Origin of the sequence: Pantoea sp. LS15 (assembly GCF_012241585.1) — a bacterium.
Classification (GTDB): domain Bacteria; phylum Pseudomonadota; class Gammaproteobacteria; order Enterobacterales; family Enterobacteriaceae; genus Enterobacter.
The window spans coordinates 12372-30137 of record NZ_JAAVXA010000016.1 but is presented as its reverse complement, the minus strand read 5'-3'; the positions used below and the strand labels follow the sequence as shown (position 1 = coordinate 30137).

Sequence of the window (17766 nt, the reverse complement as noted above, 5' to 3'; positions counted from 1 at the left end):
GACTGTGGTATGTACTCTGCATAGCGCAGTCAACGTGAGAAAAATAACACACCGCAGTGAATAATCTGCATATTGCAGTCAATCTTCTGGTTTCATACTAGTGAGGGCTTCAGCGAGTTTTTTCGGATCGATTCCGGCCGCTTTCAGCGCCTTAATCACTTCATCGTAGTTCTGTTCAGGCGCTTTCTCCGTCTCTCCCTTGCGCGGTACTTTCACCGTATTGCTGATTAGCTTTGGATTCCGGTAATGCACACTGAAGTAGGTTGACCTGCCACGTTTGAATTCGGTGTAATCCAAATAACCAATATCCCTGAGCTGCTCCATGGCCTTGCGCACCGTATGGTTCTGCGTATAAACGTTGGAGGTCAGATTAAGACGGTCCCGCATTCGTTTCATGGAAATCGGCGCCGGATCCTGTGGAAGGCTTTCGATATAGGTATAAAGCGCCTGTGCTGATTCCTTTCGCTGCAGTGCATCAATGGCTTTCAGGCGCAGTAATACCCGCCTGTCCATGTGATACAGCTCAAACAGCTTGGGCTCAGCCTTGATCTCCACGATGTCTTCGTTGATATCGTAGAAGGCAGACTGCACCAGGTGGGTCGTCCACCCTTTTGTTTCGCTCTGGAATTTAAGCGTGACTGAAGCGAGTTTGAATAACGAATTGCTGATGCGATCGCGCATTTTCTTGTTTGAACGACGGGAGTCAAAACCACACATTTTAACGAACTCGACAAATGAGAGTTCCAGCGTGTCCTTTTTCACACCATACTCAGACATTGAGCGGATGATCCCGAGCCAGACCTTGAAGTCCGTATCCATGTCCAGGCGCGATCCTGTGATCTTCACGTCGTTGTACCCTTCACTCCTAGCGATCGACAGCTGTACGAGCTCCTCAGTAGCATCTGTGACGTTTTTACGGTTGGTCTTACTCCTGGAAGTGGACTTTAACGTAGGAACGAACAGACCCAGCCTCATGAGCGCCACAGGCTGTACCGTACTGGCACTGTTGACATCCAGCTTAACAACTTCGCCGGTTGTCTTATCAATTTCCTGAAGATTGAGAGGTAACTCGTTATTTTCGTAAGTCATTTTATACACCAACAGTTATCCACAAAGGCAAGTATATACGCATGTCTCAGTCAACGGAAATACATACCTCAGTAAATACCGTTGCGTATCACAGTATTAGAAAGGCCATACTTCAGTAAATATATTCCACACCACAGTCAATGGAGTTAACCTCTCAGCGCAGACAGGACAAGGGCTGTAACGATCCAGGGATCTCTTTATGATCTAAATGGGATCTCTTAAGGGATCAATTATTGGATCGTAGATATGAATAACCCACACCTGACACCACAATCCCTTGATCCACAAATTGATCACCCATGAAAACAAGCAGCGTCTTCTTCGACGGTAAATACAACCCAATAAATATTGACTATGGCATGCAACAGTACCTAATACAGTCTGAATCTCTGCAAACCAAATAATCTGCATACTACAGTGAATTTTTCACCATACCGCAGTCAACATTTATTATCGATATCTCATTAACCCTCTGATTTTGAAGCATAAGTGTGTAAGTACCCTATATCAGCCAGCAGTAATTCCGCTTCCTCGCCGCATCCTCACTAGTGCGCCTGCTTACTGCGGCGAGCGGTTCCATAATATTGACAGAGGTATGGAACTGACGCATATCACAGTATCAATATGAATATTATGTGAACAACTTTGCAGTTTTATCTAGGCTTTGCTTTTTTATTGTTGCTTTGCATTAAAACACAAGATTTAATAAAATAATGCAAAGTAATGATTAAAGGATGCTCAATGATGGGATTAATGGATACGCTTGACCAGTGCATTAACGCTGGCCATGGAATGACGAAAGCAATAGCAATAGCCCAGTTTAACGATGACAGCCCCGAGGCACGGAAAATAACGCGCCGGTGGAGGATTGGAGAAGCAGCTGATTTAGTGGGTGTTTCTTCTCAGGCTATCAGGGATGCAGAGAAAGCCGGCCGACTTCCGCATCCGGACATGGAAACCCGCGGAAGAGTGGAACAACGTGTTGGCTATACGATCGAACAAATCAACCATATGAGAGATGTATTCGGAACTCGTCTCCGGCGTTCTGAAGACTCGTTCCCGCCTGTGATTGCTGTTGCAGCACATAAAGGAGGGGTTTATAAGACCTCTGTGTCTGTTCATCTGGCACAGGATCTTGCACTGAAAGGTTTACGTGTCCTGCTTGTTGAGGGTAATGATCCACAGGGGACCGCCTCAATGTATCACGGTTGGGTACCAGATCTTCACATTCATGCAGAAGATACACTCCTCCCCTTTTATCTGGGGGAAAAAGATGATGCCAGTTATGCCGTTAAACCCACCTGTTGGCCAGGACTGGATATTATTCCGTCCTGCCTGGCATTGCATCGTATTGAAACTGAGCTCATGGGGAAGTTTGATGAAGGCAAACTCCCGACTGATCCTCACCTCATGCTGCGTCTGGCTATTGAAACTGTCGCCCATGATTACGATGTAATCGTTATAGACAGTGCGCCAAATCTGGGTATTGGTACTATTAATGTGGTCTGTGCTGCCGATGTTCTGATTGTCCCGACGCCAGCAGAACTATTTGATTATACTTCTGCACTGCAGTTCTTCGATATGCTCCGGGATTTGATGAAAAATGTAGATCTGAAAGGATTTGAGCCTGATGTTCGTATTCTCCTGACGAAATACAGCAATAATAATGGTTCTCAGTCCCCCTGGATGGAAGAACAAATCAGGGATGCCTGGGGGGGAATGGTTCTTAAGAATGTGGTGCGTGAAACAGACGAAGTGGGTAAAGGTCAGATCCGTATGAGAACGGTTTTTGAACAGGCTATTGATCAGCGCTCATCTACCGGCGCGTGGCGAAATGCCCTTTCCATCTGGGAACCTGTCTGTAATGAAATTTTTGATCGGCTGATTAAACCTCGCTGGGAGATCAGATAATGAAGCGCGCACCTGTCATTCCAAAACATACAATGAAAACAACATCAGCAGATACCATACAGTCTCCGGTACCTGCTGCACCAATGGTCGATTCATTAATTGCACGTGTTGGGGCTATGGCACGTGGGAATACGATTTTGCTTCCGGTCTGTGGCCGCGAAGTTAAATTCACCCTCGAAGCTATTCCGGGAAATTCGATAGAAGAATTGTCACGTGTCTGGTCAGGTAACGAGCGGGATCAGGAACTGTTAACTGAAGATGCCCTCGATGATTTGATCCCCTCTTTTATCGTTGCGGGACAGCAGACTCCGGCTTTTGGACGCCGGGTATCAGGCGTCATTGAAGTTGCTGACGGGAGTCGACGTCGGAAAGCTGCGATCCTCACTTCCAGTGATTACCGTATTCTGGTCGGCGAACTTGATGATGAACAGATGTCGGCATTGTCCCGACTAGGGAACGACTATCGTCCTACCAGTGCCTACGAACGTGGCCAACGCTACGCATCCCTGCTCGAAAACAAGTTTTCAGGTAACATATCTGCTCTGGCCGATGCGGAAAATATATCTCGAAAAATTATTACCCGTTGTTTAAATACCGCTCGCCTTCCCAGGTCTGTCGTGGCCCTATTCTCTCACCCGGGGGAATTGTCAGCCCGCGCCGGAGAATCGCTTCTTAAAGTTTTTGAGGGTAAGGAAAGCTGGCTCGTAGCTCAGGCCTCTGAGCTTCATGAGCAAAAGAAAGCCGGTGTCATTTTTGAAGCGGATGAATTGATCTCGCTGCTTACTTCTGTACTGAAAAATAATGTTACGGCTCGTGGAAGTCTGAGTTCACGCCATCAGTATGCTCCGGGCGCATCAGCTCTTTATAAAGGGGATAAAATTATTCTTAATCTCGACAGAAGCCGGTTACCGGCTGAGTGTATAGAGAAGATTGAAGCTATTCTGAAAGAACTTGAATCCCATACCTCCTGATAATCGCTTTCTGTCCCTTGCCTTAAGTTAAGTCTTTTTTGAACTGACCAGTTGTTGACATCCTCCCCGCCCTAAAGGACGGGGGATTTATACAGCGTTCAGACCGGAGCCTGAATTACCTCGGTGGGTTCCTGCTTCGACATCCTTCCTCAGGCAAGCACGACATATCCTGCCGCTAAAATGTTACGAGCACCATCTTCTCGAACCCCCAGATTATTGCGGAAGCATTCAGGGCTCTCAACAGGAACTGAATCAATGGCTACGAGAACTTCAATGCGGGAATACTACTAGATGATTTCAGTCAGAATGGGTATCCCGCTGATCCTGTTGATGAAGTGTATCCGCTGCACACAGTGATGCGATGTTGAATGTACTTGATGATATTAATCACATGCGCGCAGATAATGTATAGTCGGGACGAGGCAAAGCTCCCATATTCGCAGGTGGGACCGTGGTCCCAGCCCGTAATCAGTTCCTCATATGCGCCGGTGGGACCGTGGTCCCAGCCCGTAATCAGTTCCTCATATGTATAGGTGGGACCGTGGTCCCAGCCCGTACTCAGTTCCTCATATGTGCAGGTGGGACCGTGGTCCCAGCCCGTAATCAGTTCCTCATATGTACAGGTGGGACCGTGGTCCCAGTTAATCGTCACGGATAATCTAGACACTTGTGAGCCGTTGATAATATTGGTTTTCATATTCTGTCGGTGACATCTGATCACTCGAACCATGCCGACGCTTACTGTTATAAAACATTTCGATGTAATCAAAAATATCGCTACGGGCTTCTTCCCGCGTTCCATAGATCTTTTTCTTTATCCGCTCGCGTTTCAACAACTGGAAAAAGCTTTCTGCAACCGCATTATCGTGGCAGTTACCGCGACGGCTCATGCTGCCCTCCAGGCCGTGTGATTTCAGGAACGACTGCCACTTATGGCTTGTGTACTGACTGCCCTGGACGCCCTTCTAAGAGTCAAGTCATTATTTGGGTACTGTTGATCTGCCGATTTTGATTTCGCAGCAGCGTATAGACTTCACGTGAGATATAGCGCTTGAGGCAACGCAGTGCTTCCATTTTAGAATGACCTTCTGCTACCCGCTTTGCCACATATTCCTGTGTTCTCGCGTCTGTCCGTAATCGACCGATCGCGATAATATGCAGGGCACTATTGGCTGCGCGATCACCGCCACGATTAAGTCGGTGCCGGTTTGTTTTTCCGGAAGATACCGGGACAGGGCTTACGCCACATAGCGCGGCAAAGCCGGACTCAGAGTTCAGACGCTGAGGATTATCACCTGCAGTGATCAACAACTGCGAAGCACATTCATATCCCACCGCTTTACGTTTGATAAGCTCAGGTGCCAGCTCATCGACTATTGACGTTATCATGACGTCCAGATCGGCTATTTCGTCATGGAGCTCAAGATATCTGCGGGCCAGCGATTTCAGGGCAATACGGTAGGCATCCTGAACATGACGATATGCGGTAACATCAGGCCGCCACGAAGCCAAAGTACGGATCAACTGCATCCTTGTGAGATGACGTATCTGGTCTCGGAGCTCATCCGGAGCAGAGACAATATTCATCTGGATCATTTGAAGTGCAATACGTCGTGCCGCAACTGCTGTTTTGCGGCAGACTTTCAGGACACGTAGCGCTTCAATCATTCCTCTACGCGTTTTTGGTGTGACGGTGCGTATGCGTGAGAAAGCAGCGTGAGCGGCACTTTCTGCATCGATCGTATCGCTTTTACCCCGTTTACGGCGTTCCATTTTATCTGGTGCGGTGACCTCCAGAACGTCGATTTTAGCATTCTGAAGGTAGCGCAGAAGACCTGCTCCGTACGAACCCGTGCATTCAACACCGATACGCTCAACCGTTCCGAAAGAAGCCATCCAGGTCAGCATTTGTCGGTATCCCTGACGAGTTGTGGAGAAGAACTCGCTGCCTAAAATCCGGTTATTTTGATCAACCACAGCTGCGACATGTAAATCTTTATGCGTATCTACACCACCAACGACAAACGATGAATGAACAGTTTTTGCCTTTGCCATAGGTCGTTTTCCTGCTGAAGAAAGTATTCGTCAATTCTCCTGACGATAACCCGGACAGGACAGTAAAGAGACAAGCCGTCAGGCCCTTCTTGAGTCACGCGCATCGGTGAGGAGAAGCCTCGCATGAGGTACTTCCCGGTTACCGACGGATCCAGGGAAAGACACATTGCAGGTCGTTCAGAGTGTGAGTCAGGAAACCGGGAAGTCTTCACTGCATCAGTGATCTCACCGGTCAGGCAAAACAGCAAGCATGATGATGAAAACTGACACCGACATTCTTACTATCCGAGTGAACCAGCACCTGTTTTTGGGGATTACGCCGCCATACAGCCATCAGCAGTGCATTCAGGACAATGTCCTTTGTCATCCGGGATTGCATTGACCAGCCGATAATTTTGCGTGAGAACAGATCAACAACCACAGCAAGATACAGCCAGCCTTCGTGGGTCCTGATGTAGGTGATGTCTGTTACCCAACGCTCATCCGGAGCATCCGGATTGAACTGTCGCTGGAGCCTGTTGGGCGACACGATACTGGCTTCGCCTTTGCGTGCCCGCGGGCTCCGGTACCCGACCTGAGCCTTTATCCCGACTCGCTTCATCAGTCGCCAGACTCTGTTCACTCCGCACTGTTGGCCTCTGTCCCGTAGATCCAGATGGATCTTTCGATATCCTTATACGCATCCCGATTCCAGCCAGAACTGTTTAATCTGCCCTGTCAGTCTCAGGTCTGCCTGATGGCGTTGCGAATGCGGCGGCTGAAGCCAGGCGTAAAAGCCACTGGGATGAACATCCAACACCCGACAGAGCAGGCGAACAGGCCAGCAACAGGTGTTGTCACGGATAAAGGCGTACCTCAGTCGGACAGCTTTGCGAAGTACGCCGCGGCTTTTTTTAATATGTCCCGTTCGTCGGTAACCCGTTTCAGCTCTTTCTGGAGACGACGGATCTCGGCCTGAGCATCTGACTGTTCTTTATTAGTGGAAGAATCCGGACCGTACTTCTTTATCCAGGCGTAAAGGCTGTGGGTGGTGATATCAAAACGTGTTGCAACGCTGGAAACAGAATAACCACGATCAACAATCTGTTTGACTGCTTCAATTTTAAACTCTTCGGGATAACGCTTACCGCTTATGGGCACCTCTCTTTAAGTCATTTTAAATGACTCTGAGGTGTCTGTTAAACCTGTGGCGATTCACCCCATAACGGATATCGTGACTAGAAAAGTGACTTCCCGGGAAGCGCTTATACGTTGGTATCACCAGGATCGAGGCTGGGTTTCTCCCGGTGAATTCATACCCGTGGCAGAACAAAGTGATCTGATTGACATACTAGGTATTTTTGTTCTTCGACAGGCCTGCGCAGAAGCTAGAGAATGGAAAGATGGTGCGCGTGTAGCCGTCAATGTTTCAGCTGCGCAACTTGGTAAGGGAGCTATCTCTTCTGCAGTAATGGCCGTGCTGGCTGAATCAAACCTTGCTCCGGATCGACTTGAGATTGAGGTTACAGAAACCGCATTACTGAATGAGGAAGCCAGTATCATAGCAGACCTGCGATGCTTGCGTGATATTTGGGTACGTGTTGCGCTGGATGATTTCGGGACTGGTTACTCATCACTGGCACACCTGCGCATGTTCACGTTCGACAAAATCAAAATTGACGGCAGTTTTGTTGAGGATGCCGTCATTCGGCCGGACTGTGCAGCTGTCGTTAGAGCTGTCACTGATCTTGGTAAGCGTCTTGGAGTGACTACAGTCGCTGAAGGGGTAGAAACTCAGGAGCAGTTTGATCGTATCCTTGCGGAAGGATGTGCGGAGATGCAGGGTTATTTTTACGCTCCTCCCGCTCCGTGCCAAAGAGACGTTATTGCCGTGGAAAGGTTAAACAAACTCAGAGCAGGTACCCCTGCAGCAAGTACGGAATATGGCAGCATCTGACTTCCATCCAGAACTTAAAACCTTTCTTCCGAAGGCCATACTTTCATAGATGAATATCTAATCCCTTAACTGCCTCTGTATCAAAGTCGATTTTTCAGGGGCGTTTGGGGTTGCAGACATTGTGAGGTGTGCGAGGAAAAAAGACGTCTCCCCAGGGGGAGGAGACGTAATGAATAAAATGCTAAACAACAACGCCATCACAGCGATAGATAATGTGTCGAAAACGGCTCGAATCGACGCAACCGTTTGCGTCAGCTATTTTCTCATAACCGATCACCTCTAACAGCTACCAGAACGGGTAAAAACGAAAGCTTGCATTTCCGTTATCCGGCTGCCGCAGGCAGACCGGCTCAGTCAGTCTTCGTTGCGGTATACTGAAGCTGGTCATGTTGCTCAAGCTTATGCTCGATAAATGCGCTTGCAGAGGGGGTGAAATGTCCGATCCTGTTTCTGGCACTATGGCAGCGGCCGGTGGGCTTTAGGCTGCTCGCTTTGAGCACTAAAAAAGTGCGGAGAACGACATCACTCCTCGCCGCACTAATAATTCCAGTGCATACCCGCTTGTCTGTCTTTTATCCCTAAAGATGCGATCATAATTAAATGTGATAGTAACAATTTTGAATTATATGAAAAGTTAATTATTTGTGCGCAAAAAGCCTATTCTTAAGGATTGTTTAATTTATTGCACTTCAGAAGTAGGAAGCCCCTAAAACGGAGCCGACACTTTATTGTCCTTAACTTGCCCCGCTTATTTCTGGCTTTCAGGCTCGGGAGCCACCATCGACATGCCTGTCATGGTCCGGTTGCTTTTCTCAATGATCTCTTCTGAAAGCCCGGCCTCAGCTGCCTGCGAACCCTGTCGATGACCTGTTGCACGCGATCGGGAGCCCGGACGGTGGAATGTCCGTCTTGAATGCCGTCGCAGCTTTAACACATTCGGCACGCCGGGCGATGATGTTAACCAGTTCTCTGTCTAACTGGTCGATCCGGTTTCTGACCTCTTCAATAGCGGTGAACTATTAAACTAGTGCGTGGGTTTGTCAGGGTACACCATATTCAGTCCGGAACCAGTGTGTATGTCCGGGGCTAAGGATGTCGCCGGCTCCGCTTCACCCGCCCCCATCCCTCCGGTCTGTGGCCTTATTGCTGTGTCTGTCGCGTTGCGACATCTGCTTCCGCTTTTCTCCCTGCGCCCGAAAAATGGGGGAGAGAAACCTTGTATTCAGCCTCCTGCATCGCGACGGGTAGTGCCGCAATCTTATGAACCTGTGGAGGTTGCTATGTATCACGTCCGTCAAACCATGCTGAATGTTGAAGATGTCGTTCCTGCCGGATCTGTTTGGTAAAGATTTTCTGGCCGCAGAGATGCAGGTCTATGCGCTCGCTGAGAAACACATCCCCGATTACTGCGGAGGATTCTGGCATTTCATCCGTATTCCGGAGGGTGGCGGCTACATGATGCCGGATGGTGATCGTTTCCATCTGACTAATCCGGATAACTGGTTTGATCGTTCTGTCAGTGCGGATGCGGCAGGAATCATTATTACGGCGCTGGCGATCAACCGCCGAATCTGGTTGCACCATGAACGCGGCGATGCAGCTCTGACACGTCACCTGATGCTGCGGGAATCGCAGTTATGGAATTTCATCGACTCCCATGACGAATGCGCTGCTATTTACGCAGCCTTGGACTGATACCACACCGGGGCGCCTGGGCCCCGTTTAAGGAGCTAAAAATGAATGCAACAGCACCGGCCGCGTACGTGGGGACATACCATAAATATAACTGCGGCAGCATTTTCGGGAAATGGCTTGATCTGACGGATATTGACGGCGAAGACGAATTTCTGGAGGCGTGTCGTGAGCTTCATGCCGGCGAGGACGACCCCGAGTTTATGTTTCAGGACCGGGAGGGGATCCCGTCTCAGTTTGCGTCTGAATCCTCGGTGAACTGGGAGTATATCGCGGCCTTCAGACAGGCACAGGAAGAAAGGCGAACCGGCGCGTTTGTGGCCTGGGCTGAATATACCGGGGAATGCGATTATGACGCCTTCGGTGCGGCGTATTACGGAGAGGCAGACAGTGAGGAAGACTTTGCTTATGGCTTTGTGGAGGATCACGGTCTGCTGAATGAGATGCCTGAATCCCTGCGGTGCTACTTCGATTATGAGGCTTACGCGCGCGATTTGTTCAGCTGCGGCTATGTGTACATCGACGGGTTTGTTTTTTACAACTGAGTCGGGAGGGGCAGGGGGGAACCTCTGCCGGCACCGCAGGCAGGTCCGGTCGCGCGAAAACCCTGGCAGGCTTAGCCTGCCGGTGAGGCGTTCCGTCGCGCCTGCGGCGCCGCGCATCTTCCTCACCGTTGCTGGTCGCCGGGAAAGCGTTCAGGGGGTAAAAATGGTATTTCGGGCCTGACGGCTAGTGTCTGAGGTCAAGGTCAAGGGCAGCGCTTGCTGCGACCGTTCCGGTCGCGCCGCTTTCACCGTGCCGGCGATAAAGCTGCCGGCACTCTGGAGGGCAACGCCGTTTCGCGCCCGCGCGTTCCGTCGTTGCGGCGGGTTCCTGCTCCTATCCTCTGGTGCCGTTTCACCCGTTTGAGTCCATTCGCCGGGGCTGAGACAAGCACAACCCGCCTGGCTGTCCAGGGACGGTAAACCTTTCGCAATAAATTTTTCCCGGCCATTCCGCAGGCTCCATTAGACCGAAAAAAATTTCCCGCTCACCCCGGACATCTGCGCCGGGCCGTGCTCGTTTACGCCCTTGCGGCGAACGGCTCTCAAACGGGTGAAGGTAACAACCAGGGGGCAGGTTCAGCAGGTCCCCGCAAAACGTCAAAACCGCGGCCCCGGCAACTCAACGGGTGATGGTTTTAAAAGGCAAAACAACGGATTAAGGAGATTCATCATGGCAGCACGCGGCGTCAATAAAGTCATTCTGGTTGGTCATCTTGGACAGGATCCCGAGGTGCGGTATCTCCCTTCCGGGGGCGCAGTAGCGAATATGAACCTGGCAACGTCCGAGACGTGGACCGACAAATCCACCGGGGAGCAAAAGGAAAATACGGAATGGCACCGCGTGGTGCTGTTCGGCAAGCTCGCCGAAATCGCCGGGGAATATCTGCGTAAAGGCACACAGGTGTATATCGAGGGGCAGTTGCGTACCCGCACCTGGCAGGATGAACAGAATGTCACCCGTTATGTCACCGAAATTCTGGTGAATAACAACGGCACCATGCAGATGCTGGGTGGACGCCGTGACAACGTGCCAGTGTCGCAGCCAGCCGTGCCGCAGTCCTCTGAACCTGCTGCTCCCGCTCAGTCTCCGGCACCCACTTCTCCGGCGAAAAAAGCACGTAAAAGCCGGACGACACCACCGCCGTCGAATTTGCCTATGGATGACGATGCCCCGTACTGATAACCCGTTTGTCCGGCCCTGCGGTGGCAGGGCCCTGATAAGGAACTGTTTATGAGCAAGTCTCTGAAAGATTTTTTGAACCAGCCAGAACGTCAGCGGGAGCCGACAGCGGAAGAACTTGAACTGGCCGCTCTGCTTAACGCGAACGCGGTATCACCCGTCATCACTGCCCCGGAGCTACCGGACGGGGAATTCACCCGTCAGGACGCTGATGGCGTTGTGGCGTTCTATACCAACGTGTTTATCGAGGACGATCAGGGTACGCATTTTCGTCTGGTTGTGCGCCGCGAGGGGGAAATGATCTGGCGTGCCTGGAATTTTGAAGCCGGGGCCGGGTACTGGCTGAACCGCTATATCTCCGGCTACGGCACCCGAAAACAGCAGTAAACAGTAAGAAAAAAGCCGGACAGAAGGGCTGTCCGGCAGACATTCATCAACACTAAGAGGTATCAATCATGTCTGTAACTGAGTCTAAGTTAAAAACTGCTCCGAAGACCAGCAAAAAATCCCTTAAAGCTGCTGAAGCCGAAGCGCTGAAAGCGGCCCTCGATGCCGCACCGATTGAGTATGTCCCGGTGACGGCACTGGTGAAATCGCCCCTGAACGTCAGGACCATCCCTTATCCGGTGGAGAAAGTACGCTCAATGGCAGACTCTATTGACGCGCTTGGCCTGTTGCAGAATCTGGTCGTTCATTCTCTCCCTGACGGGTTGTGTGGTGTGGCTGCAGGTGGTCGTCGCCTGAAAGCCCTGCAATTGCTGCAGGATGAGAACCGTATCGATACCGGATATCTGGTGATGGTGAAAAAGGTGCCTGATGAACTGGCTGTTGCCGCATCAATGGCAGAGAACGAACAGCAGATGGCCATGCACCCGTCTGAACAGATCGCCGGGTTCCGCACACTGGCAGAGCAGGGGAAAACCCCCGCACAGATTGGCGATTTACTGGGGTTCGGTACCCGCCATGTTCAGCGCATGCTGAAGCTGACCGAACTGGCTCCCGAAATTCTGGAGGCGCTGGCGAAGGATGAGATCACCACCGAACACTGCCAGGCGCTGGCACTGGAAAACGATCAGACCCGGCAGGTCGAAGTGCTGGCGAACGCGCGCCAGCGTGGATGGAATAACGAACCATCGGTTACCACGATCCGTGACCTGATTACCACCGAAGATGTCTCCACTACGGGCAACAAATTCCGCTTTGTGGGAGAAGCCGCGTTCAGTCCTGAAGAGATCCGTGTTGACCTGTTCATCAGCGAAACGGGCGGGTTTGTAAAAAGTGCTTCTCTCGATACCGCCCTGCTGGAAAAACTACAGAACATCGCGGAGCACCTCCGCGAAGCAGAAGGCTGGTCATGGTGTGATGGTCGTCTTGACCCGATTTCTCACTACGGGAAGGACACTAAAATCTGGCGTCTGCAGTCTGTTCCTCCTGTTGAATATTCCGGGACAGAATCAGAACGTCTTGCGGCGCTGGAAACGCTGGAAGCGCAGTACGAAGACGAGAATCCCGGCGTGTGTGATGACGTCAGGTCAGAGGCTCTGGAGGCAGTCTGGGAAGAACAGCAGACCATCGGGCACCGGGCAAAACACCGGGCATGGACGGAGGAGGATAAGCAGACCTCCGGTGTGGTGGTTTCCTGGAACGGTCAGGAAGTGACGGTGCAGCGTGGCGTTGTACTGTGTGCCGATGAAAAAATAAAAGAGAAAGAGGCTTCTACCGGACAGAAACCTGAAAAAGTCGATCCGCTGGACGCGGTCAGTGTCCCGCTGCTGACGCGCCTTTCTTCTGAACGCACACTGGCGGTTCAGGCGGCTCTGTTGCAGCAGCCGCAGAAAGCCGTCGCGCTGATGGTCTGGAAAATGTGTAACTCGGTTTTCCATACCACGACGTCCGTCAAAGAGCCGTTCTGCATTACCGTGAGCGTGTCGCATTACGCGCTGACCCGGGAAGCGCCGGACGGTGAAAACAGTATCGCATTTCAGGCCATCCAGGCGGAGAAAGAACGCCTTGAAGCCCTGCTGCCCGAAAACTGGCGTAAGGATATGACGGCCTTCTTTTCGCTTGATGGCAAAACCCTGATGGAGCTGATGACGTTCTGCACGGCCTGCTCCATTGACGGCGTCCAGAAAAAAGATGAATTCGGCCGGAAACATCAAAGCCCGCTGAACCTGCTGGAAACGGCTATTCACTTTGACCTGCGCGACTGGTGGAAACCGACAGCAGACAATCTCTTCTCACATATGACGCAGCCACACATTGTGCAGTCCATCTCTCAGGCCGGACTGACTGGCGCCGCACTCGATGCTGCGAAGATGAAGAAAAAGGATGCGGCTGAACACGCAGAGCACTTCCTGACGCAGGTCCGCTGGATCCCCGAGTGGATGACCTGCGCCGACAACGAGAAGCAGTTGTCCGGTAAACCTGAACTGAGTCTGGCTCCGGACCAGCCTGAATCCGACGTTGTGTCTGAATCTGCCCCTGAAAACAACCCGGCACGCGCTGCCTGATAACGGAAGCCGCCCCTGCGGGGGCGGCTAAAAGGAGACTGTAAATGAACACTGTCCTGAACGTTGATGTTCTGAAAACCATGTCAGCCGATGAGATGGAAGACTATCGCGCTGCCGGGGAAGACTTCCGCCGGGTGCTGAGCCATGCCGTAATGCGCGATCTGCCGTCGCCATCCGGATGGTCGGCGAACGCGGAATACCGGAGTGAGTTTGGTGGCTTTTTCCCGGTACAGATCCGTTTTTCTCCGTCGCACGGCCATTTTGATGTGGCGGTATGCAGCCCCGGTGAACTGAGCCCCCGCTGGATGGTGATTTTTGTCACCCGTGGCGGCCAGCCGTTCTCTGTTGTTCGCGCAATGGACAGCTTTAACCCGGAACTGATCACGCATACGCTGGCACTGATTGCGTGTCTCGATTCAGATGGATACTCATTTGCCAGCATTATCAGCACGCTGGCACAGGAGGGTGCGAAATGATCCCGTCATCCCATGCCCTTGTCACCCTGAAGCCCGCGCGTCAGGCTGCGCAGCAGGCCATTATGTCCGTGGAGGAAGCACGCCAGCGCGGTTCCCGTCTGCCATCAATGCCACATGTCCGGACCTTTCTGCGGCTGCTGACAGGCTGCAGTCGCATCAACAGCACAGTGGCGCAGTCTATTCCGGGGCTTAACCGCGATCCCAAAAACCGCCTGTCCAGCCTGAAACAGGTGGAGGAAGCGCTCGATATCCTCATCGAAAGCCACGGTGAGAAATGCCCTCTGCCACTGGATATGGATGTGCAGGCAGAGTTGTTTCCGGAAGTCCGGCATACCCGGACAGAACGGAGGAAGCAACGTGAGGATATTGCCTTCAGCCGCAAAATGCGACGGGAAGGCAGACTGGAAGAGAAGGGCTGGAAACTGCGGCAGAATCTGCTGGGGCAGGCGGTGACGGAGCTGAATTTCCAGTCGCCGGAGACCGTTCTCAGCTGGTATCGCCGGTGGGCCGACGAGTTTGACGCGAGTGAGCTGGAACCGGCGTTCTGGCACTGGCAGACGCGATTCGCCTCACTCAGCGAGCTTGTCTGGCTGCGCTGCAGTGATGCCCCGTTGTACGAGGTTATGCACGAAATCAGCTTTGTTGTCAGGGGATCGGCTGCGCATATTCTGGAACGTGAACGCTGGCTGGTACCCAACAAACTGACCTGCAGGAGATAATCATGAAATGGCGATATTCACTGCGCTGGAAATTGCCACACAAGCCCTGCCCTGGTCCACTGGAGCTGGTTTCAGTTGTCGTGGAGGCAGGGCAGGCGGCACCTGAAGAGGTAATGTCACGCTGGGTAGCTGGCTCAGGTTACGCTGTATGCGTGGATTTTCTCGGTCAGAAACAGATCCAGCGCTGGAGCGATGAACGGAAAGCAGCGGTGAGAAGGCGCAACATGCAGGCACGAATTAATCGCGTTGCCCCTTTGTTTGCCGATGAGTTAATCGAGCGTGAGCTGGCTGCACGTCCGGCATATTTCAATGGCAAGTCCGCCCGATGAATCAGATACAATGCTGTCTGCCTGCTCAGATGGCAAAATACAAGGTAAGCGGGAATATGAGGTACTGTTTGCTCGTTATATTACTGTATGCGCTGTTCTTTTTAATCGTCAGGCATGCTGCGCCAGAATGGGAAGGCTCGACAGGCTATTATGCAGGGCTGTTCATCTGCAGTCTGATAGCGATGGTTATCACATGGCGTGATCCGCCTGGCTGGTTCGATAAAGTCCTGCTCAGAGTAATGGAATTCGGCGTTCTGAGTGCCGGGTTTATCTTCTTTATCTGGGGTGTTGGGTACAAGCTGGCATTCTGGGGGCAAGGTAATTCTGATGCCGTATTTGTAAGTGCCGGGGGCGTGATTTTGCCCAATCTTGCGCTGGTCACGGGCGTACTGATCGCGGCATGGGGATATGTGAGATATTTCAGGCGTTAAGCAGCATAAAGCGTGGATATACCTGGTAAGAAATAGCACCTGCCCGGTATAATCGACGTGGCGCTTGAGGCTTTTTGCCTCATGACGTTAAGGTGGTTTGTTACCGTGTTGTGTGGCAGAAAGCAGAAAGCCCCGAGTAATTTTTCAATTAACCCGAGGCCCCTGTATGTCTCAACAACAACAGTATGGCCTCTTACCGTGCAATTTGCAAGGAGGAGTAAACCATGAAACTGCCGCGAAACGCCCTTATCTGGTGCGTATTAATCGTGTGTATAACGCTCTTAATATTCACGTGCCTGACCCGGAACCGCTTATGCGAACTCCGGCTAAAGGACGGGGACAGGGAGGTCGCGGCAAGCCTGGCTTACGAATCCAACGGTAAGTAGCAACCTGGAGGCGGGGGAAACCCCGCCTTTTCAGGAGCTGAGTTGCTCTGACATGCCTGAAGCGCCTTTATGAAGGGGTTGCCGGTTCGCCGGTAGCCCCTTTTTCCTGCCTGACGCGCATCCGGCGCTGCCCCGCAGCTCCCTCATGAGTTGTAAAACCATAAACCTGAGGGACAGGGCTATGGACCCCTTCGGCTCCCGGCCAGCTGCGCTGTCCAGTCGTCGAGCCACACTCCGCCAGGGCAGCTGCTTCGCACCCGCCGGTCTCCGCCGAACCCGCAAGCGGTTTCGGGCCTGACGGCTAGTGTCTGATGTCTGAGGTCAAGGTCAAAGGCAGCGCTTGCTGCGACCGTTCCGGTCGCGCCGCTTTCACCGTGCCGGCGATAAAGCTGCCGGCACTCCGGGGGCGCCACGCCGTTTCGTCGTGTCGGGTGTGTTCATTCTCTTCCTGTGTTTCTGGTGAGCCATCTCCCGTTAAGTCCCCGGGCGGAGGGCTTGTCGTAGCACCGTCGTGTCGTCATCCGAAGGGTGAAATGCACTCCGCCAAAAGTTTTTGCTAAGGACCGCAAAAACTTTTGTCTCCGCCCTTCTCCTGCCGCCCCGCCGTCGCTCCTTTGCCCTTTGCCGCCAGGGAACTCACCGAGAGATGGATTAATCACCAGACAAGAGGAAAAGCAGAATGAACACACAGAACGTCAACGTCAAAACCGCCACCAAAGAATCTTCCAAAAGATGGGGTTCAGACCCGAAAGCGCGTCTGGCCTGTGTTATCGCGGAGCAACAGTCGTATCTGGCCGAGCTTTGCGGGATTAAAGATATTCAGATGGTCGAGCATGAAGAGGCTGAGGAAGTCTGCAACATCCTGTGTGCCATGAGTAAAAACGTCTGGTATGAGGGAGTTCTCGACTGGATGCGCGAAAAGCCTCTGCTGTCATTTCATGTTGTTCAGCCCTGGTTACAGGCTAAAGCATATGCCGCCCGGTTGTATGGCGAAACAGGCCAGGAAGCATGGGCGTATGCAGACAAGAGCCTTAAGGACTGCATGATTTTTGAACGTGCCATGCTGGCAGAGTAAACACGCACTACTCACGGCGGCAGAGGGTGCCGCCATCAATCACAGAAGGAGAAAACCATGTACTTACACCTGACCGAATCCTCCACCCTGCTGGGGATGCACGCGACTGCCGAAGCGGAGCGTGCGTACTGGCTACAACGTCAGGCGCAGGCCGTAACAAAACCCGCTGAAATCGACGTGCACGCCTTTCATGACGCGCTGGGGCTGATGTATCCGCTGAACTGGTCAACAAGTGAAAACGGCGAGTGGGAAACGTTCATGATGGCGGAAATGACCTGCGGAGAAGTCACTGAAATTTATGCCCGTACCGGAGCGCGCTATTTCCGTCTGCGGGATGTGTGCCATCTGAACCACGAACAAATCAAGACGCGCATTAAAGAGGCGTTTGGTCTGTTCCGTAAATGAAAAAGGCAGACTTTCGTCTGCCATTTCCCGCCGGATTTGTACGCCGCAAAACGATG

17 protein-coding genes and 4 pseudogenes are annotated in these 17766 nt (G+C 52.1%); 16 read left to right on the top strand and 5 right to left on the bottom strand.

Translation table 11 applies throughout. From position 1 onward, the window contains the following. Positions 1-78: 78 nt before the first annotated feature. Positions 79-1089, bottom strand: coding sequence for a RepB family plasmid replication initiator protein (locus HED65_RS19310; protein ID WP_114979843.1), 1011 nt, complete (start codon positions 1087-1089; stop codon positions 79-81). A 744-nt stretch (positions 1090-1833) separates the two neighbouring features. On the opposite strand from HED65_RS19310, the gene sopA reads away from it, so the two are divergent. Beyond that, complete coding sequence (gene sopA, locus HED65_RS19305; protein ID WP_114979842.1) at positions 1834-3000, top strand: plasmid-partitioning protein SopA; 1167 nt, start codon at positions 1834-1836, stop codon at positions 2998-3000. Continuing rightward, positions 3000-3971 (top strand): ParB/RepB/Spo0J family plasmid partition protein, encoded by a 972-nt coding sequence (locus HED65_RS19300; protein ID WP_114979771.1) that lies wholly within the window; start codon positions 3000-3002, stop codon positions 3969-3971. Before sopA ends, HED65_RS19300 begins: the two co-directional genes overlap by 1 nt. Positions 3972-4630: 659 nt before the next feature. Here HED65_RS19300 and HED65_RS19295 read toward each other — a convergent pair. From HED65_RS19295 to HED65_RS19285, 3 genes and pseudogenes are all read right to left on the bottom strand, one after another. Continuing rightward, positions 4631-4927 (bottom strand): annotated as a pseudogene (locus tag HED65_RS19295) (IS3 family transposase); the annotation flags it as partial. Between the two features lie 16 nt (positions 4928-4943). After that, positions 4944-6026, bottom strand: coding sequence for an IS110 family RNA-guided transposase (locus HED65_RS19290; RefSeq protein ID WP_114979770.1), 1083 nt, complete (start codon positions 6024-6026; stop codon positions 4944-4946). A 283-nt stretch (positions 6027-6309) separates the two neighbouring features. After that, positions 6310-7160 (bottom strand): annotated as a pseudogene (locus tag HED65_RS19285) (IS3 family transposase); the annotation flags it as partial. Positions 7161-7197: 37 nt separating this feature from the next. Between HED65_RS19285 and HED65_RS19280 the strand changes: the two are divergent. Next, positions 7198-7962: an EAL domain-containing protein gene (locus HED65_RS19280; protein WP_209313460.1), complete on the top strand. Its 765-nt coding sequence runs from the start codon at positions 7198-7200 to the stop codon at positions 7960-7962. A 748-nt stretch (positions 7963-8710) separates the two neighbouring features. Here the strand turns inward: HED65_RS19280 and HED65_RS19275 are convergent. Continuing rightward, positions 8711-8969 (bottom strand): annotated as a pseudogene (locus HED65_RS19275) (chorismate mutase). A 301-nt stretch (positions 8970-9270) separates the two neighbouring features. Between HED65_RS19275 and HED65_RS19270 the strand changes: the two are divergent. From HED65_RS19270 to HED65_RS19205, 13 genes and pseudogenes are all read left to right on the top strand, one after another. Further along, entirely contained in the window at positions 9271-9657 is a 387-nt protein-coding gene (locus HED65_RS19270) for an antirestriction protein (protein ID WP_114979768.1), read from the top strand. A gap of 41 nt (positions 9658-9698) precedes the next feature. After that, positions 9699-10199, top strand: coding sequence for an antirestriction protein ArdA (locus HED65_RS19265; protein ID WP_114979767.1), 501 nt, complete (start codon positions 9699-9701; stop codon positions 10197-10199). A 670-nt stretch (positions 10200-10869) separates the two neighbouring features. Continuing rightward, complete coding sequence (ssb, locus tag HED65_RS19250) at positions 10870-11379, top strand: single-stranded DNA-binding protein (RefSeq protein ID WP_114979766.1); 510 nt, start codon at positions 10870-10872, stop codon at positions 11377-11379. Positions 11380-11541: 162 nt separating this feature from the next. Next, the gene (locus HED65_RS19245) at positions 11542-11766 is read left to right on the top strand and encodes a DUF905 domain-containing protein (RefSeq protein ID WP_223256847.1); all 225 of its coding nucleotides are present in this window, start codon (positions 11542-11544) and stop codon (positions 11764-11766) included. A 68-nt stretch (positions 11767-11834) separates the two neighbouring features. Continuing rightward, positions 11835-13889: a ParB/RepB/Spo0J family partition protein gene (locus HED65_RS19240; protein ID WP_114979764.1), complete on the top strand. Its 2055-nt coding sequence runs from the start codon at positions 11835-11837 to the stop codon at positions 13887-13889. A 44-nt stretch (positions 13890-13933) separates the two neighbouring features. After that, positions 13934-14365, top strand: coding sequence for a conjugation system SOS inhibitor PsiB (psiB, locus tag HED65_RS19235; protein ID WP_114979763.1), 432 nt, complete (start codon positions 13934-13936; stop codon positions 14363-14365). Further along, the gene (locus HED65_RS19230) at positions 14362-15084 is read left to right on the top strand and encodes a plasmid SOS inhibition protein A (RefSeq protein ID WP_114979762.1); all 723 of its coding nucleotides are present in this window, start codon (positions 14362-14364) and stop codon (positions 15082-15084) included. The genes psiB and HED65_RS19230 overlap by 4 nt, the downstream gene beginning before the upstream one ends. Positions 15085-15086: 2 nt before the next feature. After that, positions 15087-15413: a hypothetical protein gene (locus HED65_RS19225; protein WP_045890688.1), complete on the top strand. Its 327-nt coding sequence runs from the start codon at positions 15087-15089 to the stop codon at positions 15411-15413. Positions 15414-15469: 56 nt separating this feature from the next. After that, positions 15470-15844, top strand: coding sequence for a hypothetical protein (locus HED65_RS19220; protein WP_114979841.1), 375 nt, complete (start codon positions 15470-15472; stop codon positions 15842-15844). A gap of 166 nt (positions 15845-16010) precedes the next feature. Then, positions 16011-16163, top strand: a pseudogene (locus HED65_RS22775) (DUF5431 family protein); the annotation flags it as partial. Then, entirely contained in the window at positions 16108-16230 is a 123-nt protein-coding gene (locus HED65_RS22770; RefSeq protein ID WP_223256846.1) for a type I toxin-antitoxin system Hok family toxin, read from the top strand. The pseudogene HED65_RS22775 and the gene HED65_RS22770, both read left to right, overlap by 56 nt. 679 nt (positions 16231-16909) lie before the next feature. Continuing rightward, a complete protein-coding gene (locus HED65_RS19210; protein WP_114979761.1) occupies positions 16910-17305 on the top strand; it encodes an ammonia monooxygenase in 396 nt (131 codons plus the stop codon). Between the two features lie 57 nt (positions 17306-17362). Next, positions 17363-17710, top strand: coding sequence for a hypothetical protein (locus tag HED65_RS19205; protein WP_114979760.1), 348 nt, complete (start codon positions 17363-17365; stop codon positions 17708-17710). Positions 17711-17766: the final 56 nt, after the last annotated feature.

Excerpts from the sequence above, each read along its gene's own strand:
- HED65_RS19310 (WP_114979843.1), bottom strand. The coding sequence starts at position 1,089 with ATGACTTACGAAAATAACGAGTTACCTCTCAATCTTCAGGAAATTGAT.
- sopA (WP_114979842.1), top strand. The coding sequence starts at position 1,834 with ATGGGATTAATGGATACGCTTGACCAGTGCATTAACGCTGGCCATGGA.
- HED65_RS19300 (WP_114979771.1), top strand. The coding sequence starts at position 3,000 with ATGAAGCGCGCACCTGTCATTCCAAAACATACAATGAAAACAACATCA.
- HED65_RS19290 (WP_114979770.1), bottom strand. The coding sequence starts at position 6,026 with ATGGCAAAGGCAAAAACTGTTCATTCATCGTTTGTCGTTGGTGGTGTA.
- HED65_RS19270 (WP_114979768.1), top strand. The coding sequence starts at position 9,271 with ATGTTGAAGATGTCGTTCCTGCCGGATCTGTTTGGTAAAGATTTTCTG.
- HED65_RS19265 (WP_114979767.1), top strand. The coding sequence starts at position 9,699 with ATGAATGCAACAGCACCGGCCGCGTACGTGGGGACATACCATAAATAT.
- ssb (WP_114979766.1), top strand. The coding sequence starts at position 10,870 with ATGGCAGCACGCGGCGTCAATAAAGTCATTCTGGTTGGTCATCTTGGA.
- HED65_RS19240 (WP_114979764.1), top strand. The coding sequence starts at position 11,835 with ATGTCTGTAACTGAGTCTAAGTTAAAAACTGCTCCGAAGACCAGCAAA.
- psiB (WP_114979763.1), top strand. The coding sequence starts at position 13,934 with ATGAACACTGTCCTGAACGTTGATGTTCTGAAAACCATGTCAGCCGAT.
- HED65_RS19230 (WP_114979762.1), top strand. The coding sequence starts at position 14,362 with ATGATCCCGTCATCCCATGCCCTTGTCACCCTGAAGCCCGCGCGTCAG.
- HED65_RS19225 (WP_045890688.1), top strand. The coding sequence starts at position 15,087 with ATGAAATGGCGATATTCACTGCGCTGGAAATTGCCACACAAGCCCTGC.
- HED65_RS19220 (WP_114979841.1), top strand. The coding sequence starts at position 15,470 with ATGAGGTACTGTTTGCTCGTTATATTACTGTATGCGCTGTTCTTTTTA.
- HED65_RS19210 (WP_114979761.1), top strand. The coding sequence starts at position 16,910 with ATGAACACACAGAACGTCAACGTCAAAACCGCCACCAAAGAATCTTCC.
- HED65_RS19205 (WP_114979760.1), top strand. The coding sequence starts at position 17,363 with ATGTACTTACACCTGACCGAATCCTCCACCCTGCTGGGGATGCACGCG.